General features: G+C 71.3%; 16 protein-coding genes. 8 read left to right on the top strand and 8 right to left on the bottom strand.

All coding sequences use genetic code 11. The annotated features are described in order from the left end of the window. The first annotated feature begins 13 nt into the window (after positions 1–13). Complete coding sequence (locus ASE25_RS09875; RefSeq protein WP_056825085.1) at positions 14–2,029, top strand: phosphocholine-specific phospholipase C; 2,016 nt, start codon at positions 14–16, stop codon at positions 2,027–2,029. Between the two features lie 115 nt (positions 2,030–2,144). Here the strand turns inward: ASE25_RS09875 and ASE25_RS09880 are convergent, their stop codons facing one another. The 5 genes from ASE25_RS09880 to ASE25_RS09900 are packed head-to-tail and all read right to left on the bottom strand — an operon-like array spanning position 2,145 to position 10,308. Next, on the bottom strand, positions 2,145–3,383 hold the full coding sequence (locus ASE25_RS09880) for a nitrate/nitrite transporter (protein ID WP_056825087.1): 1,239 nt from the start codon (positions 3,381–3,383) through the stop codon (positions 2,145–2,147). 28 nt (positions 3,384–3,411) lie between these two features. Further along, on the bottom strand, positions 3,412–4,161 hold the full coding sequence (narI, locus tag ASE25_RS09885) for a respiratory nitrate reductase subunit gamma (protein ID WP_056825089.1): 750 nt from the start codon (positions 4,159–4,161) through the stop codon (positions 3,412–3,414). Next, positions 4,158–4,844, bottom strand: a complete 687-nt coding sequence (gene narJ / locus ASE25_RS09890; RefSeq protein WP_056825090.1) for a nitrate reductase molybdenum cofactor assembly chaperone — start codon at positions 4,842–4,844, stop codon at positions 4,158–4,160. The genes narI and narJ overlap by 4 nt, the downstream gene beginning before the upstream one ends. Further along, positions 4,841–6,532, bottom strand: a complete 1,692-nt coding sequence (gene narH / locus ASE25_RS09895; protein ID WP_056772953.1) for a nitrate reductase subunit beta — start codon at positions 6,530–6,532, stop codon at positions 4,841–4,843. Before narH ends, narJ begins: the two co-directional genes overlap by 4 nt. Continuing rightward, positions 6,532–10,308 (bottom strand): nitrate reductase subunit alpha, encoded by a 3,777-nt coding sequence (locus ASE25_RS09900; protein WP_056825092.1) that lies wholly within the window; start codon positions 10,306–10,308, stop codon positions 6,532–6,534. Before ASE25_RS09900 ends, narH begins: the two co-directional genes overlap by 1 nt. 258 nt (positions 10,309–10,566) lie before the next feature. Here ASE25_RS09900 and ASE25_RS09905 point away from each other — a divergent pair, with 258 nt between their 5' ends. Together ASE25_RS09905 and ASE25_RS09910 are read left to right on the top strand one after the other, a co-directional pair. Next, on the top strand, positions 10,567–11,334 hold the full coding sequence (locus ASE25_RS09905) for a metalloregulator ArsR/SmtB family transcription factor (protein WP_056825093.1): 768 nt from the start codon (positions 10,567–10,569) through the stop codon (positions 11,332–11,334). Positions 11,335–11,413: 79 nt separating this feature from the next. After that, complete coding sequence (locus ASE25_RS09910; RefSeq protein ID WP_056772962.1) at positions 11,414–11,698, top strand: ANTAR domain-containing protein; 285 nt, start codon at positions 11,414–11,416, stop codon at positions 11,696–11,698. Positions 11,699–11,750: 52 nt separating this feature from the next. On the opposite strand, the gene ASE25_RS09915 is transcribed toward ASE25_RS09910, so the two are convergent. Both ASE25_RS09915 and ASE25_RS09920 read right to left on the bottom strand, forming a co-directional pair. After that, on the bottom strand, positions 11,751–11,987 hold the full coding sequence (locus ASE25_RS09915; protein ID WP_056825095.1) for a hypothetical protein: 237 nt from the start codon (positions 11,985–11,987) through the stop codon (positions 11,751–11,753). 40 nt (positions 11,988–12,027) lie between these two features. Beyond that, complete coding sequence (locus ASE25_RS09920; protein WP_056825722.1) at positions 12,028–12,474, bottom strand: hypothetical protein; 447 nt, start codon at positions 12,472–12,474, stop codon at positions 12,028–12,030. 181 nt (positions 12,475–12,655) lie between these two features. On the opposite strand from ASE25_RS09920, the gene ASE25_RS09925 reads away from it, so the two are divergent. The 3 genes from ASE25_RS09925 to ASE25_RS22740 all read left to right on the top strand — a co-directional run bounded on the left by ASE25_RS09925 (position 12,656) and on the right by ASE25_RS22740 (position 15,892). Further along, entirely contained in the window at positions 12,656–15,001 is a 2,346-nt protein-coding gene (locus ASE25_RS09925; protein ID WP_056825098.1) for a molybdopterin cofactor-binding domain-containing protein, read from the top strand. An 11-nt stretch (positions 15,002–15,012) separates the two neighbouring features. Further along, positions 15,013–15,489: a (2Fe-2S)-binding protein gene (locus ASE25_RS09930; protein WP_056772970.1), complete on the top strand. Its 477-nt coding sequence runs from the start codon at positions 15,013–15,015 to the stop codon at positions 15,487–15,489. A gap of 220 nt (positions 15,490–15,709) precedes the next feature. Continuing rightward, on the top strand, positions 15,710–15,892 hold the full coding sequence (locus tag ASE25_RS22740; protein ID WP_156023350.1) for a hypothetical protein: 183 nt from the start codon (positions 15,710–15,712) through the stop codon (positions 15,890–15,892). Positions 15,893–16,041: 149 nt separating this feature from the next. On the opposite strand, the gene ASE25_RS23205 is transcribed toward ASE25_RS22740, so the two are convergent. Continuing rightward, positions 16,042–17,832 (bottom strand): serine/threonine-protein kinase, encoded by a 1,791-nt coding sequence (locus tag ASE25_RS23205; RefSeq protein ID WP_056825099.1) that lies wholly within the window; start codon positions 17,830–17,832, stop codon positions 16,042–16,044. A gap of 204 nt (positions 17,833–18,036) precedes the next feature. Between ASE25_RS23205 and ASE25_RS09940 the strand changes: the two genes are divergently transcribed. Both ASE25_RS09940 and ASE25_RS09945 read left to right on the top strand, forming a co-directional pair. Continuing rightward, entirely contained in the window at positions 18,037–19,059 is a 1,023-nt protein-coding gene (locus ASE25_RS09940; protein WP_056772976.1) for a YihY/virulence factor BrkB family protein, read from the top strand. Positions 19,060–19,141: 82 nt separating this feature from the next. Further along, a complete protein-coding gene (locus tag ASE25_RS09945; protein WP_056825101.1) occupies positions 19,142–20,356 on the top strand; it encodes an aromatic acid exporter family protein in 1,215 nt (404 codons plus the stop codon). The last annotated feature ends 129 nt before the right edge of the window (positions 20,357–20,485 follow it).

The raw sequence follows: 20,485 nt of genomic DNA on the forward strand, positions 1-20,485 counted from the left end.
ACCAGGAGTTCCCATGGTCGACCTCGACCGTCGCCGCTTCCTCAAGATCGCCGGTGGCGCCGCCGCCGCGACGATGCTCGACGAGAGCATCGCCCGCGCTGCCGCCATCCCGGCCAACCGGGCCACCGGGTCCCTCAAGGACGTCGAGCACATCGTCGTGCTCATGCAGGAGAACCGGTCCTTCGAGCACTACCTCGGCAGCCTCCGCGGTGTCCGCGGCTTCGGTGACCCGCACCCGGTCCGGCTCCCGAGCGGCAAGGACGTGTGGCACCAGTCCGACGGCACCCGCGACGTCCTGCCCTTCCACCCGAGCGTCGACGACCTCGGCGCCGCCTTCCTCGAGGGCCTGCCGCACAGCTGGACCGACGGGCAGGCCGCCGTCAACCGAGGGCACTACGACGGCTGGGTGCCGGCCAAGGGCACGACGACGATGGCCTACCTCGAGCGCCAGGACGCGGCCTTCCACTACGCGCTGGCCGACGCCTTCACCGTGTGCGACGCCTACTACTGCTCGTTCATCGGCAACACCGACCCGAACCGCTACTACCTGTGGTCCGGGTGGACGGGCAACGACGGCAAGGGTTGCGGCCCAGTCGTCTACAACGACGAGCTCGGCTACGACTGGCGCACCTACCCCGAGCGGCTCGAGCAGGCAGGCGTGTCGTGGAAGGTCTACCAGGACGAGGGCACCGGGCTCGACGCCGCCGGCTCCTGGGGCGGGACGTCGGACCCCTACATCGGCAACTACGGTGACAACTCGCTGCTCTACTTCAACCGCTACCGCAACGCCCGGCCGGGAGACCCGTTCTACGAGAAGGCCCGTCGCGGCACGAGGGCGCGTGACGGGCAGGACTACTTCGAGCCGCTGCGCCGGGACGTCGAGGCGGGCACCCTCCCGTCGGTCAGCTGGATCACGGCTCCCGAGGCGTTCAGCGAGCACTCGAACTGGCCGACGAACTACGGCGCCTGGTACATCTCCAAGGTCCTCGACACCCTGACCTCGAATCCCGAGGTCTGGGCCAGGACCGTCCTGCTCATCACCTACGACGAGAACGACGGCTTCTTCGACCACCTCGTGCCCCCGCACGCGAACTCGCCTGTCATCCCTGGCGCCTCGACGGTGTCGACGGCCGACGAGTTCTACGACGGCGAGCACGGCCCCGGCGCCTACGGCATGGGTCCACGCGTGCCGATGTTCGTCGTGTCGCCGTGGAGCACGGGTGGCTGGGTCTCATCGGAGACCTTCGACCACACGTCGGTCATCCGGCTCATGGAGACGCGCTTCGGGGTCAAGGAGCCCAACATCACGCCCTGGCGACGATCGGTCGCCGGCGACCTCTCCTCGGCCCTCGACTTCTCGAAGACCGTGGAGAAGGTGCCCGCACTGCCGAGCACGACGAGCTGGAAGCCGTTCGACGACCAGCGACACCCGTCGTACCGGCCCACGCCGCCCGCTGAGGGGAAGATGCCGTCGCAGGAGCCGGGGACGCGCCCGGCGCGCCCGACCCCCTACGACCTCGTCGTCCGTGAGCAGCAGACCCGCGGGGCCGTCACCGTCGACCTCGACAACCGCGGGCGCCGAGGCACGCACGTCCAGGCACGGCTCGTCGAACCGGCCGGGCCACCGCACAGCTACACGGTGGGTGCCGGCGACGAGCTGCGGGCGACGTGGCCCGTCAACGGCGACTACGACATCCACCTGCACGGGCCGAACGGCTTCTTCCGGCGCTTCGCGGGTGACACGAGGACGGACCGCATCCGCGTCGAGGTGACCCGGGTCGGGCGCACGCAGCGCCTGTCGGTCACCGTCGAGGCGCCGCGCGGAGTCCGCGTCACGGTCGAGGACGCGTACGGCGCCCGCACCACGGTCGGCCGTCGACCCGTCGTCGTCGACACGTCGACCAACGGCGGGTGGTACGACCTCACCGTCGTCGCCGAGGAGGGCACCTTCCTGCGAGGCTTCGCGGGGCACCTCGGGACGGGCCGTCCGTCCATCAGCGAGCCGGCGCTGGGCCACGCAGACGGCTGACCCCACGGCTGGCGTATGCCGGGTGCCGGGCACCCCGGGTCGAGCACCCCGGGCGCCCGGTGACGCCGCTGGCGTCGCCGGCGTCGCCGGCGTCCCCGAGAGACCGTGCCTGCCGTCAGGCCGTGCGCCGACGGTCGCCGGACGAGCGGATCCCGACCTGCGAGAAGACGAGCGCGCAGGCGGCCACGAGTGCGAGCAGGGCGAGCCCGAAGCCGTACTGCGGGAAGACCTTGTCGTAGGTCGCCCCGAGGACGAGGGGCGGGAAGTAGCCGCCGAGGCCGCCGGCGGCGCCGACGAGGCCGGTCACGCTGCCCACCCGCTCCGGCGGTGCGAGGCGCGCGACCCAGGCGAAGACGCCGCCGGTGCCCAGCCCGAGGAAGAAGGCCATGGCGACGAACGACAGGCCCGCCGCCACCTCGAGGGGCGGCCGGAATGCCAGGACGACCGCGAGAACGGTCGTGCCGGAGAGCGAGATGGCGAGGACCGCGCGCGGCCCGATGCGGTCCGACAGCACCCCACCGATGGGTCGCGCGACGACCGCCGCGACGGCGAAGCCGGCCGTGCGCGTACCCGCTGCCGTGAGGTCGAAGGCGTAGACGTCCTTGAGGAAGGTCGGCAGGTAGGTCGAGAAGGCGACGAAGCCGCCGAACGCCACGGCGTAGAGGAACGACATCTGCCACGTCACCGGCAGCCTGATCGCGGCCGCCAGCTTGGGGACGACGGGGTCGGTGTTCGGCGTCCAGGCCGGTGAGTTGCGCATGGCGGACCAGCACAGCGCGGCGGTTGCGACGAGCAGGACGGCGATGATGACGTGCGTCAGCGTGTAGCCGAACCACGTCACCATCCGCGGCGTCAGGGCCGATGAGAGCGCCGTCCCGCCCATCCCGGCGCCGAAGACGCCGGTGGCGAACCCGCGCCGATCCGCTTGGTACCACGCGTTGACGAAGGGGACCCCGACCGCGAAGGTCGTGCCCCCGATGCCGAGGAAGAAGCCGAAGAGGAGCATCAGCGGGAACGACTCGAGGTTGCCGGCCAGGGCGACGAGGAGCACGAAGGGCACGGTGAGCAGGGTCAGCACCGGGAACATGACGCGACCGCCGTAGCGGTCGGTGAGCGCGCCCACCGGGATGCGCCCGAGCGAACCGACGAGCACCGGTGTCGCGACGAGCAGCGCCTTCTGGCTGCTGCTCAGGTGCATCTGCTCGGTGTACCTCACCCCGAGCGGCCCGATGAGGTTCCACGCCCAGAAGGTCACCGCGAAGGCAAAGGTCGCGAGGGCGAGGTTCCGGCCCTGACCGCTCAGGCCGACCTGCGGCGGGGACGGCGTGGACGCGGTCGGTGCGCTGGTGCTCATGGCTCTCCTCGAAGCAGGGTCGGTCGGGTCAGTGTCTGCGGTCGCGGTCGGAGGTGCCGACGCCGCTCCAGCCGGGCCGGCTGGAGCGGTTGCCGGAGGTCCGGCCGTCGCGCGAGCGGTAGACGATGTAGGGCCGGAAGAGGTAGTGCAGCGGGGCCGTGAAGGCGTGGACGAGCCGCGTGAAGGGCCACAGCGCGAAGAGCAGCATCCCGACGATCGCGTGGACGTGGAACTGCACCGGGGCCGCCGCCATCGCCGTCACGTCCGGGCTCAGCAGCAGCACCGACCGGAACCACGGCGAGACGGTCTCGCGGTAGTTGTGTGCCTCGCTGCCCGCCCCGACGCTGACGAGCGTCGTCCAGAGGCCGAGGACGATGGCGCCGACGAGCAGGACGTACATCAGCTTGTCGTTCTTCGTCGTCGCCATGAAGACCGGCCCGGTCGTGCGGCGCCGGTAGACGAGGATGAGGATGCCGGCCAGCGTGCAGACCCCCGCCAGACCGCCGAACAGCAGCGCGTTGACGTGGTAGAGCCCCTCGCTGACGCCGACGGCCTCGGTCCACGACTCGGGGATGACGAGTCCGCCGACGTGGCCGACGAAGACGAGCAGGATGCCGAAGTGGAAGAGCGGCGACCCGATGCGCAACAAGCGCGACTCGTAGAGCTGTGAGGACCGGGTCGTCCAGCCGAACTTGTCGTAGCGGTAGCGCCAGACCGTGCCACCGACGAGGCTCGCGATGCAGAGGTAGGGGAGGATGCCCCAGAGGAACGTGCTCATGACCCTCCACTCCTCGGTGCCCCGGTCGAGGCCGGTTGCAGCGGAAGGAGCCTCGGGTCGTAGGGCTCGAGCCCGACCGTCTCCGTCGGGTGCGGTCCGCTCAGCCCGACCATCTCCATGACCGCGGCGCGGTCGGGCGGGGACTCCCCGGGAAGGGTCGCGCACACGGCGACGACGGCGGCGGCATACGCGCTCTTCCTCTCCTGCAAGGCGATCCGCAGCAGCTCGAGACTCGCGCGGTACTCCTGGAGCAGCGCGACGCCGGCCTCCGGGTCGACGCGTGCGGTGAACTCGAGCACCATCGGGAGGTAGTCGGGCAGCTCTCCGTGCGTGTCGACGACAGCGCCACTGCTGCGGTATGCCGACTTGAACCGTCCGAGCACCTCGCCCCGCCGGCGCGTGTCGCCGTCGGTCCAGTAGGACAGGTAGAGCGCGTGCTTGCGGCTGAGGTCGAAGGTGTCGACGTAGGCGCGCTGGAGATCGGCCAGGGCGGCTCCGTCGAGGTGGGTGACGAGACTCGCCAGGGCCGTGGCGGCGGCCGAGTCGGCCTGCTCCGCAAGGGCATCACGCATCGAGGGAAGCCCGGCGACGAGCTCGGCGGTCGGGTAGTCGAGGCAGCGTCCGGCGACGAGGTGCACGACGCGGTCGTCCCGTGGTGCCGCCCGCCGGTGCAGGCCGATCACGGCGCGTCCCCGTCCGAGCGGCCCGGGAAGAGGCCCGGGGGAGCGCCGTTGCCGTCCCAGTTGAGCAGGTTGACCCGCCCGGTCAGGGAGCCGGACTCGGTCGTCGCCATGGCCGTGTCGGAGGTCTGCCGCTGCTTGAGCGCGTTGAACGTCTCGACGGCCACCGGTGCGGGACGTCCGCTCGCCTCGCCGAACGGACCCGACTCGTACATGCCCGGCCCCTCGTCGAAGTCGAGCGAGCAGCCGATCTCCTCGAGCTCGTGGGCCCGCTCGACGTGCGCCGTGGGGATGACGTAGCGGTCGGCGTACTTCGCGATCGCCATGAGGCGGTACATCTCGTAGAGCGACTCCTCGCTCATGCCGACCGCCGCGGGGATCGCGGGGTCGCCGTCGCGGCCCAGCGACACGTCGCGCATGTAGGCGCGCATCGCGGCGAGCTTCTGGAGCACGCCGGTGACGATGTCGGTGCGGCCGGCCGTGAAGAGCTCGGCGAGGTAGTCGACGGGGATGCGCAGCGCCTCGATCGCTCCGAAGAGCACGGTCCGGTCCTCGGCGTCGTGACCCTGCGACGAGAGGACGTCGACGATCGGCGACAGCGGTGGGACGTACCAGACCATCGGCATCGTGCGGTACTCCGGGTGCAGCGGCAGGGCCACCCGGTAGGTCTTGGCGAGCGCGTAGACGGGCGAGCGCCGCGCCGCGTCCATCCAGTCGTCCGGTATGCCGTCACGCCGGGCCGCGGCAACGACCTCGGGGTCGCTCGGGTCGAGCAGGAGGTCGAGCTGCGCCTCGTAGAGGTCGCCCTCGTCGGGGGTCGCCGCCGCGGCCGTGACGCGGTCGGCGTCGTAGAGGAAGAGGCCGAGGTAGCGCAGCCGCCCGACACACGTCTCGGAGCAGACCGTCGGCAGCCCCACCTCGACGCGGGGGTAGCAGAAGGTGCACTTCTCGGCCTTGCCGCTCTTGTGGTTGAAGTAGATCTTCTTGTACGGGCATCCCGTGATGCACTGCCGCCATCCGCGGCACCGGTCCTGGTCGACGAGGACGATGCCGTCCTCCTCGCGCTTGTAGATCGCGCCCGACGGGCAGGACGCCATGCACGACGGGTTGAGGCAGTGCTCGCAGATGCGCGGCAGGTAGAACATGAAGGTCTTCTCGAGCTCGAAGCGGACCTTCTCCTCCGACTCGCGCCGCACCGAGGCGTTGAGCTTCGCGACGATGGGGTCGAGGTGGCCCATCTCGCTCGCGCCGCCGAGGTTGTCGTCCCAGTTGGCCGACCACGTGATCTTCGTGTTCTCGCCGGTGATGAGCGACTTCGGCCGGGCGACCGGGAAGTCGTCTCCGAGGGGTGCCTCGATGAGGGTCTGGTAGTCGTAGGTCCAGGGCTCGTAGTAGTCGGCGAGCTTGGGCTGCACGGGGCTCGCGAAGATGCCGAGGAGCTTCTGCACCCGGCCACCCGCCTTGAGCTTGAGGCTGCCGCGGTGGGTGAGCGTCCAGCCGCCCTTCCACGTCTCCTGGTCCTCGTAGCGGCGCGGGTACCCCTGTCCCGGGCGGGTCTCCACGTTGTTGAACCAGACGTACTCGGTGCCGGCGCGGTTGGTCCACGCCTGCTTGCACGTGACCGAGCACGTGTGGCACCCGATGCACTTGTCGAGGTTCATCACCATGCCCATCTGGGCCATGACACGCATCAGTACGTCACCTCCTGCGATCGCTTGCGCACCGTCGAGACCATGTCGCGTTGGTTGCCCGTCGGTCCGAGGTAGTTGAACGTGTAGGACAGCTGGGCGTAGCCGCCGATGAGGTGGGTCGGCTTGACGAGCAGCCGCGTCACCGAGTTGTGGATGCCGCCGCGGCGACCGGTCGCCTCCGACTTCGGCACGTCGATGGTGCGCTCCTGCGCATGGTGGACGTAGACCACGCCCTCCGGCATGCGGGGGCTGACGATCGCCCGGCCGACGAGCACGCCGTTGGTGTTGAGGCACTCGACCCAGTCGTTGTCGGCGACGTCGATGGAGCCGGCGTCCTGCGGACTCATCCACACCGTCGGGCCGCCGCGTGAGAGCGAGAGCATGAGCAGGTTGTCCTGGTACTCCGAGTGGATCGACCACTTTGAGTGGGGCGTCAGATAGCGGACGGTGACCTGCTTCGACCCGTCTGGCCCGAGCTTCGGCTCACCGAAGAGGCGGTGCATGTCGAGGGGCGGCCGGTAGATGGGCAGCGCCTCGCCGAGGTCCTGCATCCAGTCGTGGTCGAGGTAGAAGTGCATCCGACCGGTGAGGGTGTGGAAGGGCTTGAGGCGCTCGATGTTGACGGTGAAGGGCGCGTATCGCCTCCCGCCGGTCTCGGAGCCCGACCACTCGGGCGAGGTGATGACGGCCACCGGTGCGCTCTGCGTGTCGGCGAAGGTGACGTGCTTCTCCTCCGAGCCCTCGGCGAGGTCGACGAGCTTCTTGCCGACCCGCTCCTCGAGGGTGCGGAAGCCCTGCACCGCGAGGTGACCGTTCGTCGTGCCGGAGAAGGTGAGGATCGCCTCGGCCAGCTTCGCGTCGCTGTCGATCGCCGGACGGCCGTCGCCGGCGCCCCCGAGCATGACGCCGTTCCTGGCGGCGAGGCGGGCCACCTCCTCCTCGACCCGGTAGGTGACGTTCTTGACCGTGAAGCCGAGGCTGTCGGCGAGCGGGCCCACGGTGGCGAGCTTCTCGCTGATCGCGGTGTAGTCGCGCTCGACGAGCTGGAAGACCGGCATCGTCCTGCCCGGCACGCCAGGGTGCCCCGTGGCCCGCCAGTCGACCGCGCGCCCACCGGGTTGGGCCGTCTCGCCGGGTGTGTCGTGCATGAGCGGCACGCTGACGAGGTCCTTGCGGACTCCGAGGTGGGTGCGCGCGAGGTCCGAGAGCTTCTCGGCGAGGAGGTGGAAGAGCTCGAAGTCGCTCTTGGCCTCCCACGGCGGGTCGATGGCGGGCGTGAAGGCGTGCACGAAGGGGTGCATGTCGGTCGAGCTGAGGTCGTGCTTCTCGTACCACGTCGCTGCGGGCAGGACGATGTCGGAGAGCAGCGTCGTCGACGTCATGCGGAAGTCTGCCGAGAGCAGCAGGTCGAGCTTGCCCTCCGGCGCCTCGTTGTGCCATTTCACCTCGGACGGCCTTGGTGCCAAAGGGTTCTCGCTGCCCAGGACGTTGTGGTGCGTGCCGAGAAGGTTGCGCAGGAAGTACTCGTTGCCCTTGGCCGAGGACCCCATGAGGTTGCTCCGCCACAGCACGAGGGTGCGTGGCCAGTTCTCCGGAGCGTCGACGTCCTCGATCGCCGAGGTCAGCGTGCCGTCGTGCAGGGCGTCGGCGACGTAGGCCGCCGGGCTGGCGGCGGTGCCCGCGTCGACGGCGGCCCGGGCGTCCTCCGCCACCTGGAGCGGGTTCGTGCCGAACTGCGGGTAGAACGGCATCCACCCCATCCGGGCGGACTGCGCGATCGTGTCGGCCGTGTGCTTGCCGGCCAGATGCCCTCTGGCGAGGGGCGAGTTGAGCGAGTCGGCGGAGTAGCCGTCGTTGCGCCACTGGTCGGTGTGCATGTACCAGTACGACGTGCCCGTCATGGTCCGGGGCGGCCGGCCCCAGTCGAGGGCGTTGGCGAGGGAGATCCAGCCGGTGATCGGTCGGCACTTCTCCTGGCCGACGTAGTGCGCCCAGCCGCCGCCGTTCCGACCCATGCAGCCGGTGAGGATCAGCAGCGAGAGGATCGCCCGGTAGGTCGCGTCACCGTGGAACCACTGACAGATGCCCGCGCCCATGATGATCATCGAGCGCCCTTGCGACTGCTCGGAGTTCGTGGCGAACTCGCGAGCGATGCGGATGCACTGCTCCGCGGGCACGCCGGTGATCTCCGCCTGCCAGGCAGGCGTGTAGGGCGCGGTGACGTCGTCGTAACCCGTGGGCCAGCTGCCCGGCAGTCCTTCTCGCTCGACGCCGTACTGCGCGAGCATGAGGTCGTAGACGGTCGTCACGAGGTGGCCGCCGACGCGCCGGGCGGGAACTCCTCGACGCAGCACCGAGCCGGTGCCGTCGGGCTCGACGAACGCCGGGAGCAGCACCTCGACGGCCTCGGCGGCGCCGCCCGTCATCGTCAGGGCGGGGGCCACGCCGTCGAGGTCGAGGTTCCATCGGCCCTTGCCGGAGTCCGCGTAGCGGAAGCCCATCGAGCCGTTCGGCACGACCGGCTGTCCAGTCACCTCGTCGAGCAGCACCGTCTTCCAGGCATCTTCGTCGGGAACGGCGGCGCCATCAGCCGAGAGGTCGGACGCGGTGAGGAACTTGCCGGGCACGAAGGGGGCACCGGCCCCCTCACCCGACGCGGCGGCATACGGCTCCTCGGGTGCCTCCAGACGGATGAGGAAGGGGAGGTCGCTGTAGGTGCGCACGTAGTCGGTGAAGAAGGGCACCTCACGGTCGACGAAGAACTCCTTGAGGAGCACGTGGCCCATGGCCATCGCGAGCGCTGCGTCCGTGCCGGCCTGGGCGGGCATCCACTCGTCGGCGAACTTCGTGTTGTCGGCGTAGTCGGGGCTGACCGTGACGATCTTCGTGCCGCGGTAGCGGACCTCAGCCATCCAGTGCGCGTCGGGCGTGCGGGTCACCGGGACGTTGGAGCCCCACATCATGAGGTAGGTCGCGTCCCACCAGTCGCCCGACTCCGGCACGTCGGTCTGGTCGCCGAAGACCTGCGGGCTCGCGACGGGCAGGTCGGCGTACCAGTCGTAGAAGCTCGTCATGACGCCGCCGATGAGCTGGATGAAGCGGGTGCCGACGCAGTGCGACACCATCGACATCGCGGGGATCGGCGAGAAGCCGGCGACGCGGTCGGGGCCGTACTCCTTGATCGTGTGGACGTGCGCGGCGGCCGCGATCTCGACGGCTTCGCCCCACGACGCGCGCACGAGGCCGCCCTTGCCGCGGGCGCTCTGGTAGCGGCGGCGCTTGTCGGGATCGGTCGTGATCTCGTGCCAGGCGGCCACCGGGTCGCCGAGGCGGCCCTTGGCCTCGCGGTACATCTCGAGGAGGACGCCACGCACGTAGGGGTAGCGCACGCGGGTGGGGGAGTAGGTGTACCAGGAGAAGGCCGCGCCGCGCGGGCAGCCGCGGGGCTCGTACTCCGGTCGGTCGGGGCCGACGGACGGGTAGTCGGTCTGCTGCGTCTCCCAGGTGATGATCCCGTCCTTGACGTAGACCTTCCACGAGCAGGAGCCGGTGCAGTTGACCCCGTGGGTCGAGCGAACGACCTTGTCGTGGCTCCACCGGTCGCGGTAGAAGACGTCGCCCGCTCGCCCGCCCTCGCGGAAGACGGCACGCCCGTCGTCGGACTCCTCCCAGCGCGTGAAGAACCGACCGGCGCGGAGCAGCGCGGCCGAGGCCGGGCCGTCGACCCCACCCCTGGCCGTGTCGGTGCTGCGGAAGGCCGCGCTCACGGGTGCCACCCCGGTCGGGCAACGCGGTGGGGCAGGAGAGGCATGAGTCCTCCAAATCGACGATGGGGGGTGCATCGAAGCGATCGGTTGCGCGGGTTCGACGACCGCCGTGGCACGGCCCCGGTGTCCCCGAACTGAGCGCAACGCTACTGCTCCCAGCGGGTTCCGGCGCGGCAAACGGCAACTGGGCCAACGGCATTCTCGATCCCGCTTTTCGCTGAGGCAGGCTCTGGCTTATCCTCCAAATCAACGAAAAGGAGGATCGGCGTGCCAGGTGCCATCCGCAGCGACGTCCAGACGTCGCCCATGCGTCGGGCCGTCCTCGACCTGCTCGCCGACTCCGGCGACCCGGTCGGGACCCACGACGCCTCCGCCGGGACGCGCGGCCGCGAAAGAGGCGGGCTCAGCGCCTCCGAGGTCGGTGCCGCCCTCGGCCTCCACGTCACCACGGCTCGCTTCCACCTCGAGCGGCTCGTCGGCGCCGGGCTGGTCGCGACCGTGCAGCGGCGCGGCGCCGTGGGTCGGCCCCGCAAGATCTACGTCGACGCCCGGAGCACGCGGCCGGGCCTCGCGAGCCAGGAGGCCCTGCATGCCTTCACCGAGCTGCTGACGAGCGCCTGGTCCGACGCGGCGGACGGCTCGCCCGGCGACCCCGAGGGCGCCGGAGAGCGCTGGGTGCGTGGACGGCGCGAGGAGCCCGCGCCGCCGCCGGCCTCGACCCCGGGTGGCTGGCTCGGCAAGGTCGGCATGGCCGTCGACCTGCTCGACGAGTGGGGCTACCGGCCCGAGCTGGCCACCTCCGAGGGTGGCCGTACCGTCGAGCTCACCCTCAACGACTGTCCCTTCCTCGCGATGGCGCGGGCCCACCCGGAGGTCGTGTGCGCCATCCACCGGGGGCTGATCCGCGGCACCATGACCGCCGTCGGCGAGGAGGGCGCCGAGGTCGAGCTGCAGCCCTTCGTCACCGATCGCACGTGCTCGGCACGTCTCACGACGCCAGCCACCTTCGGTCGCGAGCGGCCCGCTCGGGCATGACGCCGCACGGTCAGGTCGGGTCCGAGCCGGCTGGTGGCCGCGGTGAGAGGACCGGGCACCTGCCGGGTATGGGTGCGAGGTGAGCACGTCGTCAGCGCCCGGAGCCCCGCGCGGCCGGTCAGAGGGCGCCAACGGCCGGAACGTCGGCCGGACCCTCGACCGGTCCTCGGCGACCTCAGGGCGGTCGGGTCCGTCCGACGGCATCGACCTCGCAGTGGCCGTCGACCTCGTGGTGGTGCGCCGTGGCCTGACCGCCGACGAGGCCCACGCGCTGCTGTGCAGGCACGCCGAGGCAACCGGCCGCGACCTCGACGACGTGGCGAGCGACGTCATCGACCTCGGGACCTCGCGCCTGCCGCGCTGAGGGGCAACCGCGGGATCTCGCGCCTCGTCGGCGAGTGGCTCGCCGACGTCGGCTAGGGCTCGGGGGGAGCCTCGCCGTTGGCCACGGTCTCGACCCAGTCGACGGCGGCGTCCGAGAGCTCCAGCCCGTCAGGCCCACGGCCGGCGAGCCACCAGGCGTCGGGGTCGACGGGACCGCTGACTCGCGTGATGTCCTCGACGACGTCGAGCGGGAGCGGTTCGCCGTTGTGGGCGACGATCCAGTCCCTGGTCTCGGGTCGCACAGCGGACCACCACGTCTCGAGTGACATGAGCCCACTGTCGCAGCCTCGCGGGCGCACGTCGAGGGCCTCAGCCCGCAGGCGCCGGAACCCGCGACGGAGGGGCGAGCAGCCGGCGCACGATGAGCCGGCTCAGCAGGAGCGTGAGGATGAGCAGCGTCACCGACACGAACCCGCCGAGGCTGACGCTGTCGCCGAAGACGAGATCGATGGTCTTGAGCACGACGAACTTGCTGCCGACGAGGACGCCCCACAGCAGCAGCCCGGCGCCGACCTTGCCCACGGCGCTGCGCGCGGCGGTGAACCGGCCCCTCGCCCGCTTCTTCACCGCGACGACGACCTCGAGGACGCCCTTGAGCAGGACCGCCGTGAGCAGCGACAGCGTGAAGGTCTCGCTGATGACCGCTGGGACGTACTCGATGAAGAGGTTGAGCACGACGACGTAGACGAAGACGTCGACGACGTCGGCGGCGCGCCCGGTATTCGATCGGGGCGTCGGATCGACCTGACTGGGCACGGAACCCACTGTATGGGTGCCATCTCGCGGCGCCCGTGACATCGCGCCTCGTCGGCTCGTTGGGGCAGGGCAATCCGGATCCGCCTCTGCGGCGAACCACGGAGGCACCACCACGTGCGACCCGCCCCCACCCCACGGCACCCCGGACGCACGTGCACGTTCCGAGAAGGGACCCCAGTCAATGACGACGACGCCCGGCCACCCGCACGCCCAGAGCTCCGTCCGAGCCCATGGCTCACCACCCGACGGCATCAGCCGTAGGCGCTTCATCGGCTTCGTCGTCGCCGGGGCCACGCTCACCGTCGCGGCGGAGGTCGGCGGCGCCGCTCCTGCCTCGGCCGCGGTCCCGAGTGCGCCGCAGGTGCCCGAGCTCTACGACCTCGGCGACCTCCAGACCCACTCGGCGCTCCCGACGTCGCAGCTGATCACCATCACCGTCGACGACCACGGCCTGGCCCACTTCGCGATCCCGCGGATGGAGGTCGGGCAGGGCATCACGACGGCCGCGGCCATGATCATCGCCGACGAGCTCTCGATGCGCGTCGAGGACGTACGCGTGACACTGGCCCCCGCGCGCCCCGAGCTCGTCTTCAACCAGCTCACCGGCGGGTCGAACACGATGCAGTCGATGTTCACCCCGATCCGGGTGGCCGCCGCGGTGGCCCGTGGGGCCCTCCTGGAGGCCGCGGCGACCGCGCTCGGCGCCACCGTGGCCTCGCTCGTCGCCAAGGGCGGTGTCGTCACCGCTCCGGACGGCGGCACGCGAACGTATGCCGAGCTGTCGGGCGCCGCCGCGAGCTCGACGACGACGGCCGTGGACGTCGAGCTCACGGCGACGAGCTCGTTCGACGTCATCGGCACGCCCCGCAGCCGGATCGACGCGCTCGATGCCGTGACGGGGCGCAAGCGCTTCACCATGGACCTCGACGTGCCTGACGCCCTGCCGACGATGGTGTGCCGCCCGCCCACGCTCAACGGATCGCCGCGCAGCGTCGACAACCTCGCGGCGGTCCGGGCCCTGCCCGGCGTCACCGACGTCGTCGTCGTCGACACGGGTGTCGCCGTGCGGGCCGAGACGTTCGGCCAGTGCATCGACGCCGTCCGCGCCCTCCGGGTCACGTGGGACGGCGGCCCGGTCGAGGGCGAGTCGGACGACTCGGTGCTGCGCCGGCTCAAGGCCGCCGAGCTGCCCATGACCGTGCCCAAGGTGCCGCTGCTGGCGCAGACCGTCGACCTGCGCTTCGAGTTCATGTTCCGCAGCAGCGCGGCCCTCGAGCCCAACTGCGCCATCGCCGACGTCCGCGACGACCGAGCCACCGTCTGGGCCGGCCTCAAGGCTCCCATCGTCGCCCAGCGCAACATCGCCAAGGCCCTCGGCCTGCCGATCGCCCGCGTCGCCGTCAACGTCGTGACCGGCGGAGGGTCCTTCGGGCACAAGCTCTTCGGTGACGCGGCGATCGAGGCCGCGAAGATCTCCCGGGCCATGGGCAAGCCCGTCAAGCTCATGTGGCACCGGGCCGACGAGCCCCGTCAGGGGCGCACGCACCCGATGGCGACGTCACGGATCCGCGCCACGCTGCTCGCGGGTGAGGTGCTCACCTTCGAGCAGCGGCACACGAGCATCAAGACCGACTTCTCGCACGGCCTGGGCGAGCGGCTGACCGCGATGGCGTCAGAGCTCCCCGCCGGCCTGGGCAACCTCGGTCTGGCGGAGTCGATCTTCACGCTGACCCAGGAGCTGCCCTACGACTTCGGGGTCGTGACCCAGCTGCTGGGCGAGGTCGACATGGGCTTCAACACCGGCAGCATGCGCAACATCTACTCGCCCGACGTCGCCTGCGCCAACGAGCTGTTCATCGACCAGCTCGCCAAGAAGCTGCGCAAGGACCCGCTCGCCTTCCGCCTGGCGTTCCTGCGCAACGAGCGCGTCAAGGCCTGTCTGCGCAAGGTCGCCGAGGTCGGGCAGTGGGGACGGTCGATGCCGTCCGGCACCGCCCAGGGGATCGCGATCCACTCGGAGTACAAGGGCGCGACGGCGGTCCTCGTCGAGATCGACTGCCGCCCCGAGACCGTGAACCGGCAGGTCCGAGACGCCGTGACCGGTCCCCGCGTCACCAAGGCCGTCATCGCCATCGACGCCGGGCTCGTCGTCAACCCGCGCGGACTCGAGGCGCAGATGATGGGCGGCGTCTCCGACGGCATCGCGCTCGCCCTGACGAGCAGCAACCACCTGCAGGACGGTCACTTCCTCGAGGCGAGCTGGGACAACTACTTCTACACGCGCCAGTGGAACGTGCCCCTGACCTTCGAGTGCATCGTCATGCCCTCGGACGCCGAGCTCCCCGGCGGCGCAGGGGAGGCCGGCGTCGCCGCCTCCGTCGCCGCCACGGCGTGTGCCTACGCCCGCGCCACCGGCACCGTCCCGACCCGGTTCCCGGTGAACCACGGGACCGTGTCGTTCACCCCGAAGACCTTCGTCCCCCCGGTGCCGCCGTCGCCCACCGACGGCCTCGCCCACACCTACTGAGGAGCACCCCCATGGCACAGCACACCTTCCGGGTGAACGGCGAGTCCGTCACCGTCGACGTGGCCGACGACGTGCGGCTCCTCTGGGTCCTGCGCGACGTCCTCGGCATCACCGGACCCAAGTACGGGTGCGGCATCAACGTCTGCAAGGCCTGCACCTCGCACCTCAACGGCAAGGCCTTCAACCCCTGCTCGGTGCAGGTCAAGGACGTCGGCCCCGACGACGAGATCACGACGATCGAGGGCCTGCCCGACACGGTCGGCGCCGACCTGCATCCCATGCAGGAGGCGTGGCTGCAACGGGACGTCGCCCAGTGCGGCTACTGCCAGCCCGGCCAGATCATGGCGGCGGTGGCGCTGGTGCGCAAGGTCAGGGCCGAGGGTCGCGCCATCACCGACGACGACCTCGACGGCATCCGCAACGTCTGTCGGTGCGGCACGTACACCCGCATCCGCGAGGCGATCCGGGACGGCGCGGAGCGCATGTAGCTCCGGCGCCGGCCGTCGACCAGCGGTCGGTCGACGGCCCACCGACGGCCGCGCGCCCTTCTGGCCGCGGCCGTCGGCTGACCATCCCTTGCACGTTTCTTGAGACTTTCTTGCAGAAAGTCGGGCAATAGGGACGTATCCGCCCTTTGCGGCTGGTACACCTACTCCTGGGACACCGGCCACAGGGTAGAGCCGGGTGCCGCGACCAGGGAGAACCACGATGAGTGCAGTGACGGCGGCCGACGACGAGACGTTCGCGACCGTGATGACCGGCAGCGAGCGGGCAGCGATGCTCGAGCGTCTCGCGCAGGCCTGCACGACGAGCGTGGTGGCCCCGGTCGGCGCGGCGCGGAACCGAGCAGGGCACTCCGCTCGTTCACTGGTCATGTGGCGTTGCCCCTGACGGGATCCCCCGTCACCGTCGAACCACACCCCGAGCACCCCGCCGTCCGCGGCGCCCCGCCCCAGATCTGAGGCACGGCCACCCGAACGCGGTCGGCGGGGGCTCGACACACCTCGACCCACCTCGGCGCGTCGCCGAGCCGTTGCCCGTCAGAGCTGGCGGCTGCTCAGCACCGACGAGCGGTCGATCTTGAGGATCCCGCCGTCGTCGACGAGGGAGTATGCCGTCCGCTCCTCGAACCGACGCCCGTCGTCGAAGACGTAGCGCAAGGTCGCCACGACCGACCGCGGTGCCGACCCGGTCGCCTGGCGGACGTCGACGGAGGAGACGGAGCCCCAGAAGCGCTCGTAGGTCGCGCGGCTGCCGGACGTCGTGGACCGGTAGCGGTCGGTCAGGCGCGCCCACCCCGCGTCCGTGTTGGCGGGGAGCAGCGCGTAGTAGTCCCGCACGGCACGGGCGAGCTCGGCGTCCGTCGGGCGCCCCGACACCGTCGTGGACGGAGCCGTCGAAGGAGCCGTGGACGGCGTGTTCGACGGGGTCGCCGGGCGCGTGCTGGTCGGAGCGGTCGTCGAGGGCGAGGACGACTCGGCCCGCGACGTCGTCGGCGACGTCGGCGGTCGCGTCACGCTGGGCGTCCTGGGGCTGGTCGACGCGACCGGCGGCGCAGCCTGGCCGCCGGGGTCGGTGGTGTCGCGCTGCAGGCCCCAGATGGCCAGGCCGGCGCCCGCGAGCACGAGGAGGGCCACGACGAGGAGCACGGCGGAGCGGCGGCGGCCCGGGGCCTCGCCGTCCCGGTCCACGTCAGCGCCACCCACGCCACCCTCGTCACCGTCGTCGCCGCCGCCCTCGAGCCGCGTCGCGTCGGAGGGTGGAGTCGCCATGACTCGGGCCGGCGCGTCGGTGGCGCCGGACGCCCCCGCCGCCGGCAGTCGGCTGGTGTCCGAGGTGTCGCCGCCCAGGTTGTCGCCGGCGACCGACGCTGCGCCGCCCGCGGCCGCTGCGCCGGCCGCGGCCGCTGCGCCGGCGGTCCGGGCCGGCCCGCCCACGGGAAGAACCCGCGTACGGTCGGGCCGGAGGTCGGTCCCGGCACCGGGAGGTGGCACGGGGCCCCGGGGCGGACGTCCGGCGGCGACCTCGGCGAGGTCGGCCGAGACGTCCTGCATCGAGGGACGGTCGTCGGGAGACGCGGCGAGCATCGCGAGCAGGACAGGGGCGAGTGGACCGTCACCGGGCGGGGTGATCGAGCCGGAGGCCACCCGGTGCAGCAGCGCCATCGGGTTGTTTCCGGTGCCGAACGGCGGCGAGCCCTCGACGGCGGCGTAGAGGGTCGCGCCGAGGGAGAAGACGTCCGAGGCCGGGCTCGACGGCGCCCCGCGCGCGACCTCCGGGGCGAGGTAGGCCGGGGTGCCGGTCACCATGCCGGTCGAGGTGAGGGACACGTCGCCGACGGCGTGCGAGATCCCGAAGTCGGTGATGCGGGCCGTGCCGTCCTCGGCGACGAGCACGTTGCCGGGCTTGACGTCGCGGTGCACGATGTCGGCGCGGTGCGCGGCGGCGAGGGCCGAGCCCAGCTGGGCGCCGAGCTGGGCGACCTCGCGCACCGGAAGGGGGCCGCGCTCGGCCAGCACGGCGTGCAGGCTCCGCGACGGGAGGTACTGCATGACGAGGCACGGCTGGCCGTCGTGGTCGACGACGTCGAAGACGGGCACCGCGTTGGGGTGGTGCAGTCGGGCCGTGTTGCGGGCCTCCCGCATGGCGCGTGCGTGGGCGACGCGAGCGTCGGCCTCGTCGAGGCCGACGGGGGAGTGCAGCTGCTTGACGGCCACGGCGCGGCTCAGTCGCTCGTCCCAGGCCAGCCACACGTGACCCATGCCGCCGGAGCCGATCCGGTTCATGAGCCGGTAGCGCCCGGCGATGAGGTCAGGCTGTACGTCCACCATGCGCGGCCTCTCCCTCCGGTTCGTGTCGGCGCGTGCCGACGTGCGGTCAGTGGTGCCCGCCGTCCGGAGGCGACCACCTGCCCTGTCGGGCGACGCGTAGTGCTTCGTACCCACAGCAGCGCCCCATGCTGCCATTGCCCGAAGACCAGCCGGGACCGGCCCCCGTCCCGTGCGGTCGTCCCACCCACTGGGTACGGGCAGGGAATGGCACCAGCAAGCGACCCCTCACGCAGCAGCCGCAGCCAGGCACAGTCCGACACCCCCGACAGTCCCTCCGACCTGCCTCGGTCCTCGCTCGTCGCGGCCGTCAAGCGCGCCCGGGTCGAGTTCAAGCGGGACAACCTCACTGACCTCGCCGCCTCGTTGACCTACTACGGCCTTCTCTCGATCGCCCCGGCTCTCGCCGTGCTCGTCGCCGCGCTCGGACTGATGGGCCGCGACGCCACCGCGCAGGTGGTCAGCCAGGTCCAGGCGATCGCACCCGGTTCGAGCGCGGACTTCGTGCGCACGCTCATCACCCAGGCACAGGCGAACCGGACGAGCGCCGGCTTCGGGGCGGTCCTCGGGCTGCTCGTGGCGCTCTGGTCGGCCTCGGGCTACGTCTCGGCGTTCATGCGGGCCTCCAACGTCATCTACGACATCCCGGAGGGGCGTCCGATCTGGAAGACGGTGCCGATCCGCGTCGGGGTGACCCTGTTCGCCGTCGTCGTCATGGTCGCCAGCGCGGTGATCGTCGTCGTCAGCGGGCCGGTGGCCGAGCAGGTCGGCAACCTCATCGGTGCAGGGGACACGGCCCTTCTCGTGTGGGGGGTGCTCAAGTGGCCCGTGCTGCTGGTCCTCGTGTCGGTGCTCTTCGCCGTGCTCTTCTGGGCCAGTCCCAACGCGAAGCAGGGAGGGGTCAAGTGGGTCAGCCCCGGCGGCGTCATCGCCGTGCTGATCTGGCTCGTCGTCTCGGGGCTGTTTGCCGTCTACGTCGCGCTGTTCTCGTCGTACAACAAGACCTACGGGTCCCTCGCCGGTGTCGTCATCTTCCTCGTCTGGCTGTGGCTGACGAACATCGCGATCCTGCTCGGCGCCGAGGTCAACGCCGAGCTCGACCGGAGCCGCGCGATCGCCGAGGGCGTCCCGGAGGACCTCGAACCGTTCGCGGTGCCGCGGGACACCCGCGCCATGGACGACATCGACAAGCGGGCCGTCGAAGAGGCCTCGGAGCGCAGGTCCCCGTGAGCGCCCCCGCCAGGAGGCCGGGCGCGGGTGAGCGGGCACCAGGGGCGGCCGGTCCTCCGGACGCGGCGGCGGGTGACCGCACATGAGCCAGTGGCGGGACGACACCAACCAGAGGCTGCGGGCCCTGCGTCGGGCGCTGCACCAGCCCGGGCCGGAACGCGACGCCCTGCTTCTCCTCGTCAAGGCGGCGGTCGCGACCGTGCTGGCGTGGCAGTTCGCCGTGCGGGTGCTCGACAGCCCGGTCCCGTTCTACGCGCCGATGGCCGCCCTGCTCGTCGTCGACCGCACCATGGTGCGTTCCCTGTCGGCCAGCGCCCAGCGCATCGCCGCCGTCGTGCTCGGGCTCAGTGTCGCGTGGGTCGTCGCCACGGTCTTCGGGGTCACGTGGTGGACGATGTTCGGGGTCATCCTCGTCGCGCTCGTCATCGGGCGGTGGTCGCGTCTGGGGGAGCACGGCATCCAGGTGCCGGCCATGGTGCTCCTGTCGCTCATCACGGCCGGTGGCACCGACGAGCAGTTCACCTATCTGACGATCGTCGAGACGGTGGCCGGCGGCATCATCGGGGTGGCGACCAACGCGATCGTGCTCGCACCGCTCCACCTGACCAAACCGCGTCAACGGGTGTCGGCGCTCGCGCGACAGGTGCGTGAGCTCCTCGAGGAGATGGCCACCGGGCTCCGCGGTGACTGGGACGTCCAGTCTGCACGTCGGTGGTACCGCCGCGGGGGCGAGATCGGCGACAAGGCGCCGTACGTCGTCGACGACATCCGCACCGGTCGCGAGAGCATGCGCTTCAACCTGCGAGACAACATCCGTCCCGCAGACGTCGACTGGGACGGCTACGAGCGCACCGTCACGACGCTCCGCCGGACCGTCTGGGAGGTCACGGGCATCGGCCGGACCCTCGTCGATGCCGCTGACGAGCGACGTCGACGGCCCGCGCCCTCCGACACGTTCCTCGCGGAGTACGCCGACGCCCTCGACGGCATCGCGCAGGCCGTCTCACAGCTGGGCCGACACGACGACGACGCGACCCGGAGGTTCGACGAGGGCGCGGCCAGGGCTCGCGAGGTCCTCACCTCGCTGAGTGAGCAGGTGCGCACGACGCCCCTCGAGGACCCCGAGCAGTGGCCTGTCTACGGCTCGCTCATCAGCGACTCGCTGCGGGCCGTAGCCGAGCTCGAGTCCGCGCGCGAGGCGGCGGTCGTCCCGGGTGACACCGGGTCGCTGCGGCTCCCGCCACCCACGGCGGGGCTGTGGTCCCGACTCCGAGGTCACGGACAGCCCCGTCATTGATGTCGGCCGGCTACCGACGCGTAACCCCGGGGGGTGTCACGTCGTTCCCAGAGCACGCGGCCACGAGGTGCGCGTCCAGCGCGGTCGTTCCGCGGGGCCGGCGAAGGGGGCCGGGGGACCCGCCCCGTT

Source organism: Terrabacter sp. Root85 (genome assembly GCF_001429185.1).
Classification (GTDB): Bacteria; Actinomycetota; Actinomycetes; order Actinomycetales; family Dermatophilaceae; genus Terrabacter.

Coding starts and splice junctions, on each gene's coding strand:
- ASE25_RS09875 (WP_056825085.1), top strand. CDS start 14: ATGGTCGACCTCGACCGTCGCCGCTTCCTCAAGATCGCCGGTGGCGCC.
- ASE25_RS09880 (WP_056825087.1), bottom strand. CDS start 3,383: ATGAGCACCAGCGCACCGACCGCGTCCACGCCGTCCCCGCCGCAGGTC.
- narI (WP_056825089.1), bottom strand. CDS start 4,161: ATGAGCACGTTCCTCTGGGGCATCCTCCCCTACCTCTGCATCGCGAGC.
- narH (WP_056772953.1), bottom strand. CDS start 6,532: ATGCGTGTCATGGCCCAGATGGGCATGGTGATGAACCTCGACAAGTGC.
- ASE25_RS09915 (WP_056825095.1), bottom strand. CDS start 11,987: ATGTCACTCGAGACGTGGTGGTCCGCTGTGCGACCCGAGACCAGGGAC.
- ASE25_RS09925 (WP_056825098.1), top strand. CDS start 12,656: ATGACGACGACGCCCGGCCACCCGCACGCCCAGAGCTCCGTCCGAGCC.
- ASE25_RS09930 (WP_056772970.1), top strand. CDS start 15,013: ATGGCACAGCACACCTTCCGGGTGAACGGCGAGTCCGTCACCGTCGAC.
- ASE25_RS22740 (WP_156023350.1), top strand. CDS start 15,710: ATGAGTGCAGTGACGGCGGCCGACGACGAGACGTTCGCGACCGTGATG.
- ASE25_RS23205 (WP_056825099.1), bottom strand. CDS start 17,832: ATGGTGGACGTACAGCCTGACCTCATCGCCGGGCGCTACCGGCTCATG.
- ASE25_RS09940 (WP_056772976.1), top strand. CDS start 18,037: ATGGCACCAGCAAGCGACCCCTCACGCAGCAGCCGCAGCCAGGCACAG.
- ASE25_RS09945 (WP_056825101.1), top strand. CDS start 19,142: ATGAGCCAGTGGCGGGACGACACCAACCAGAGGCTGCGGGCCCTGCGT.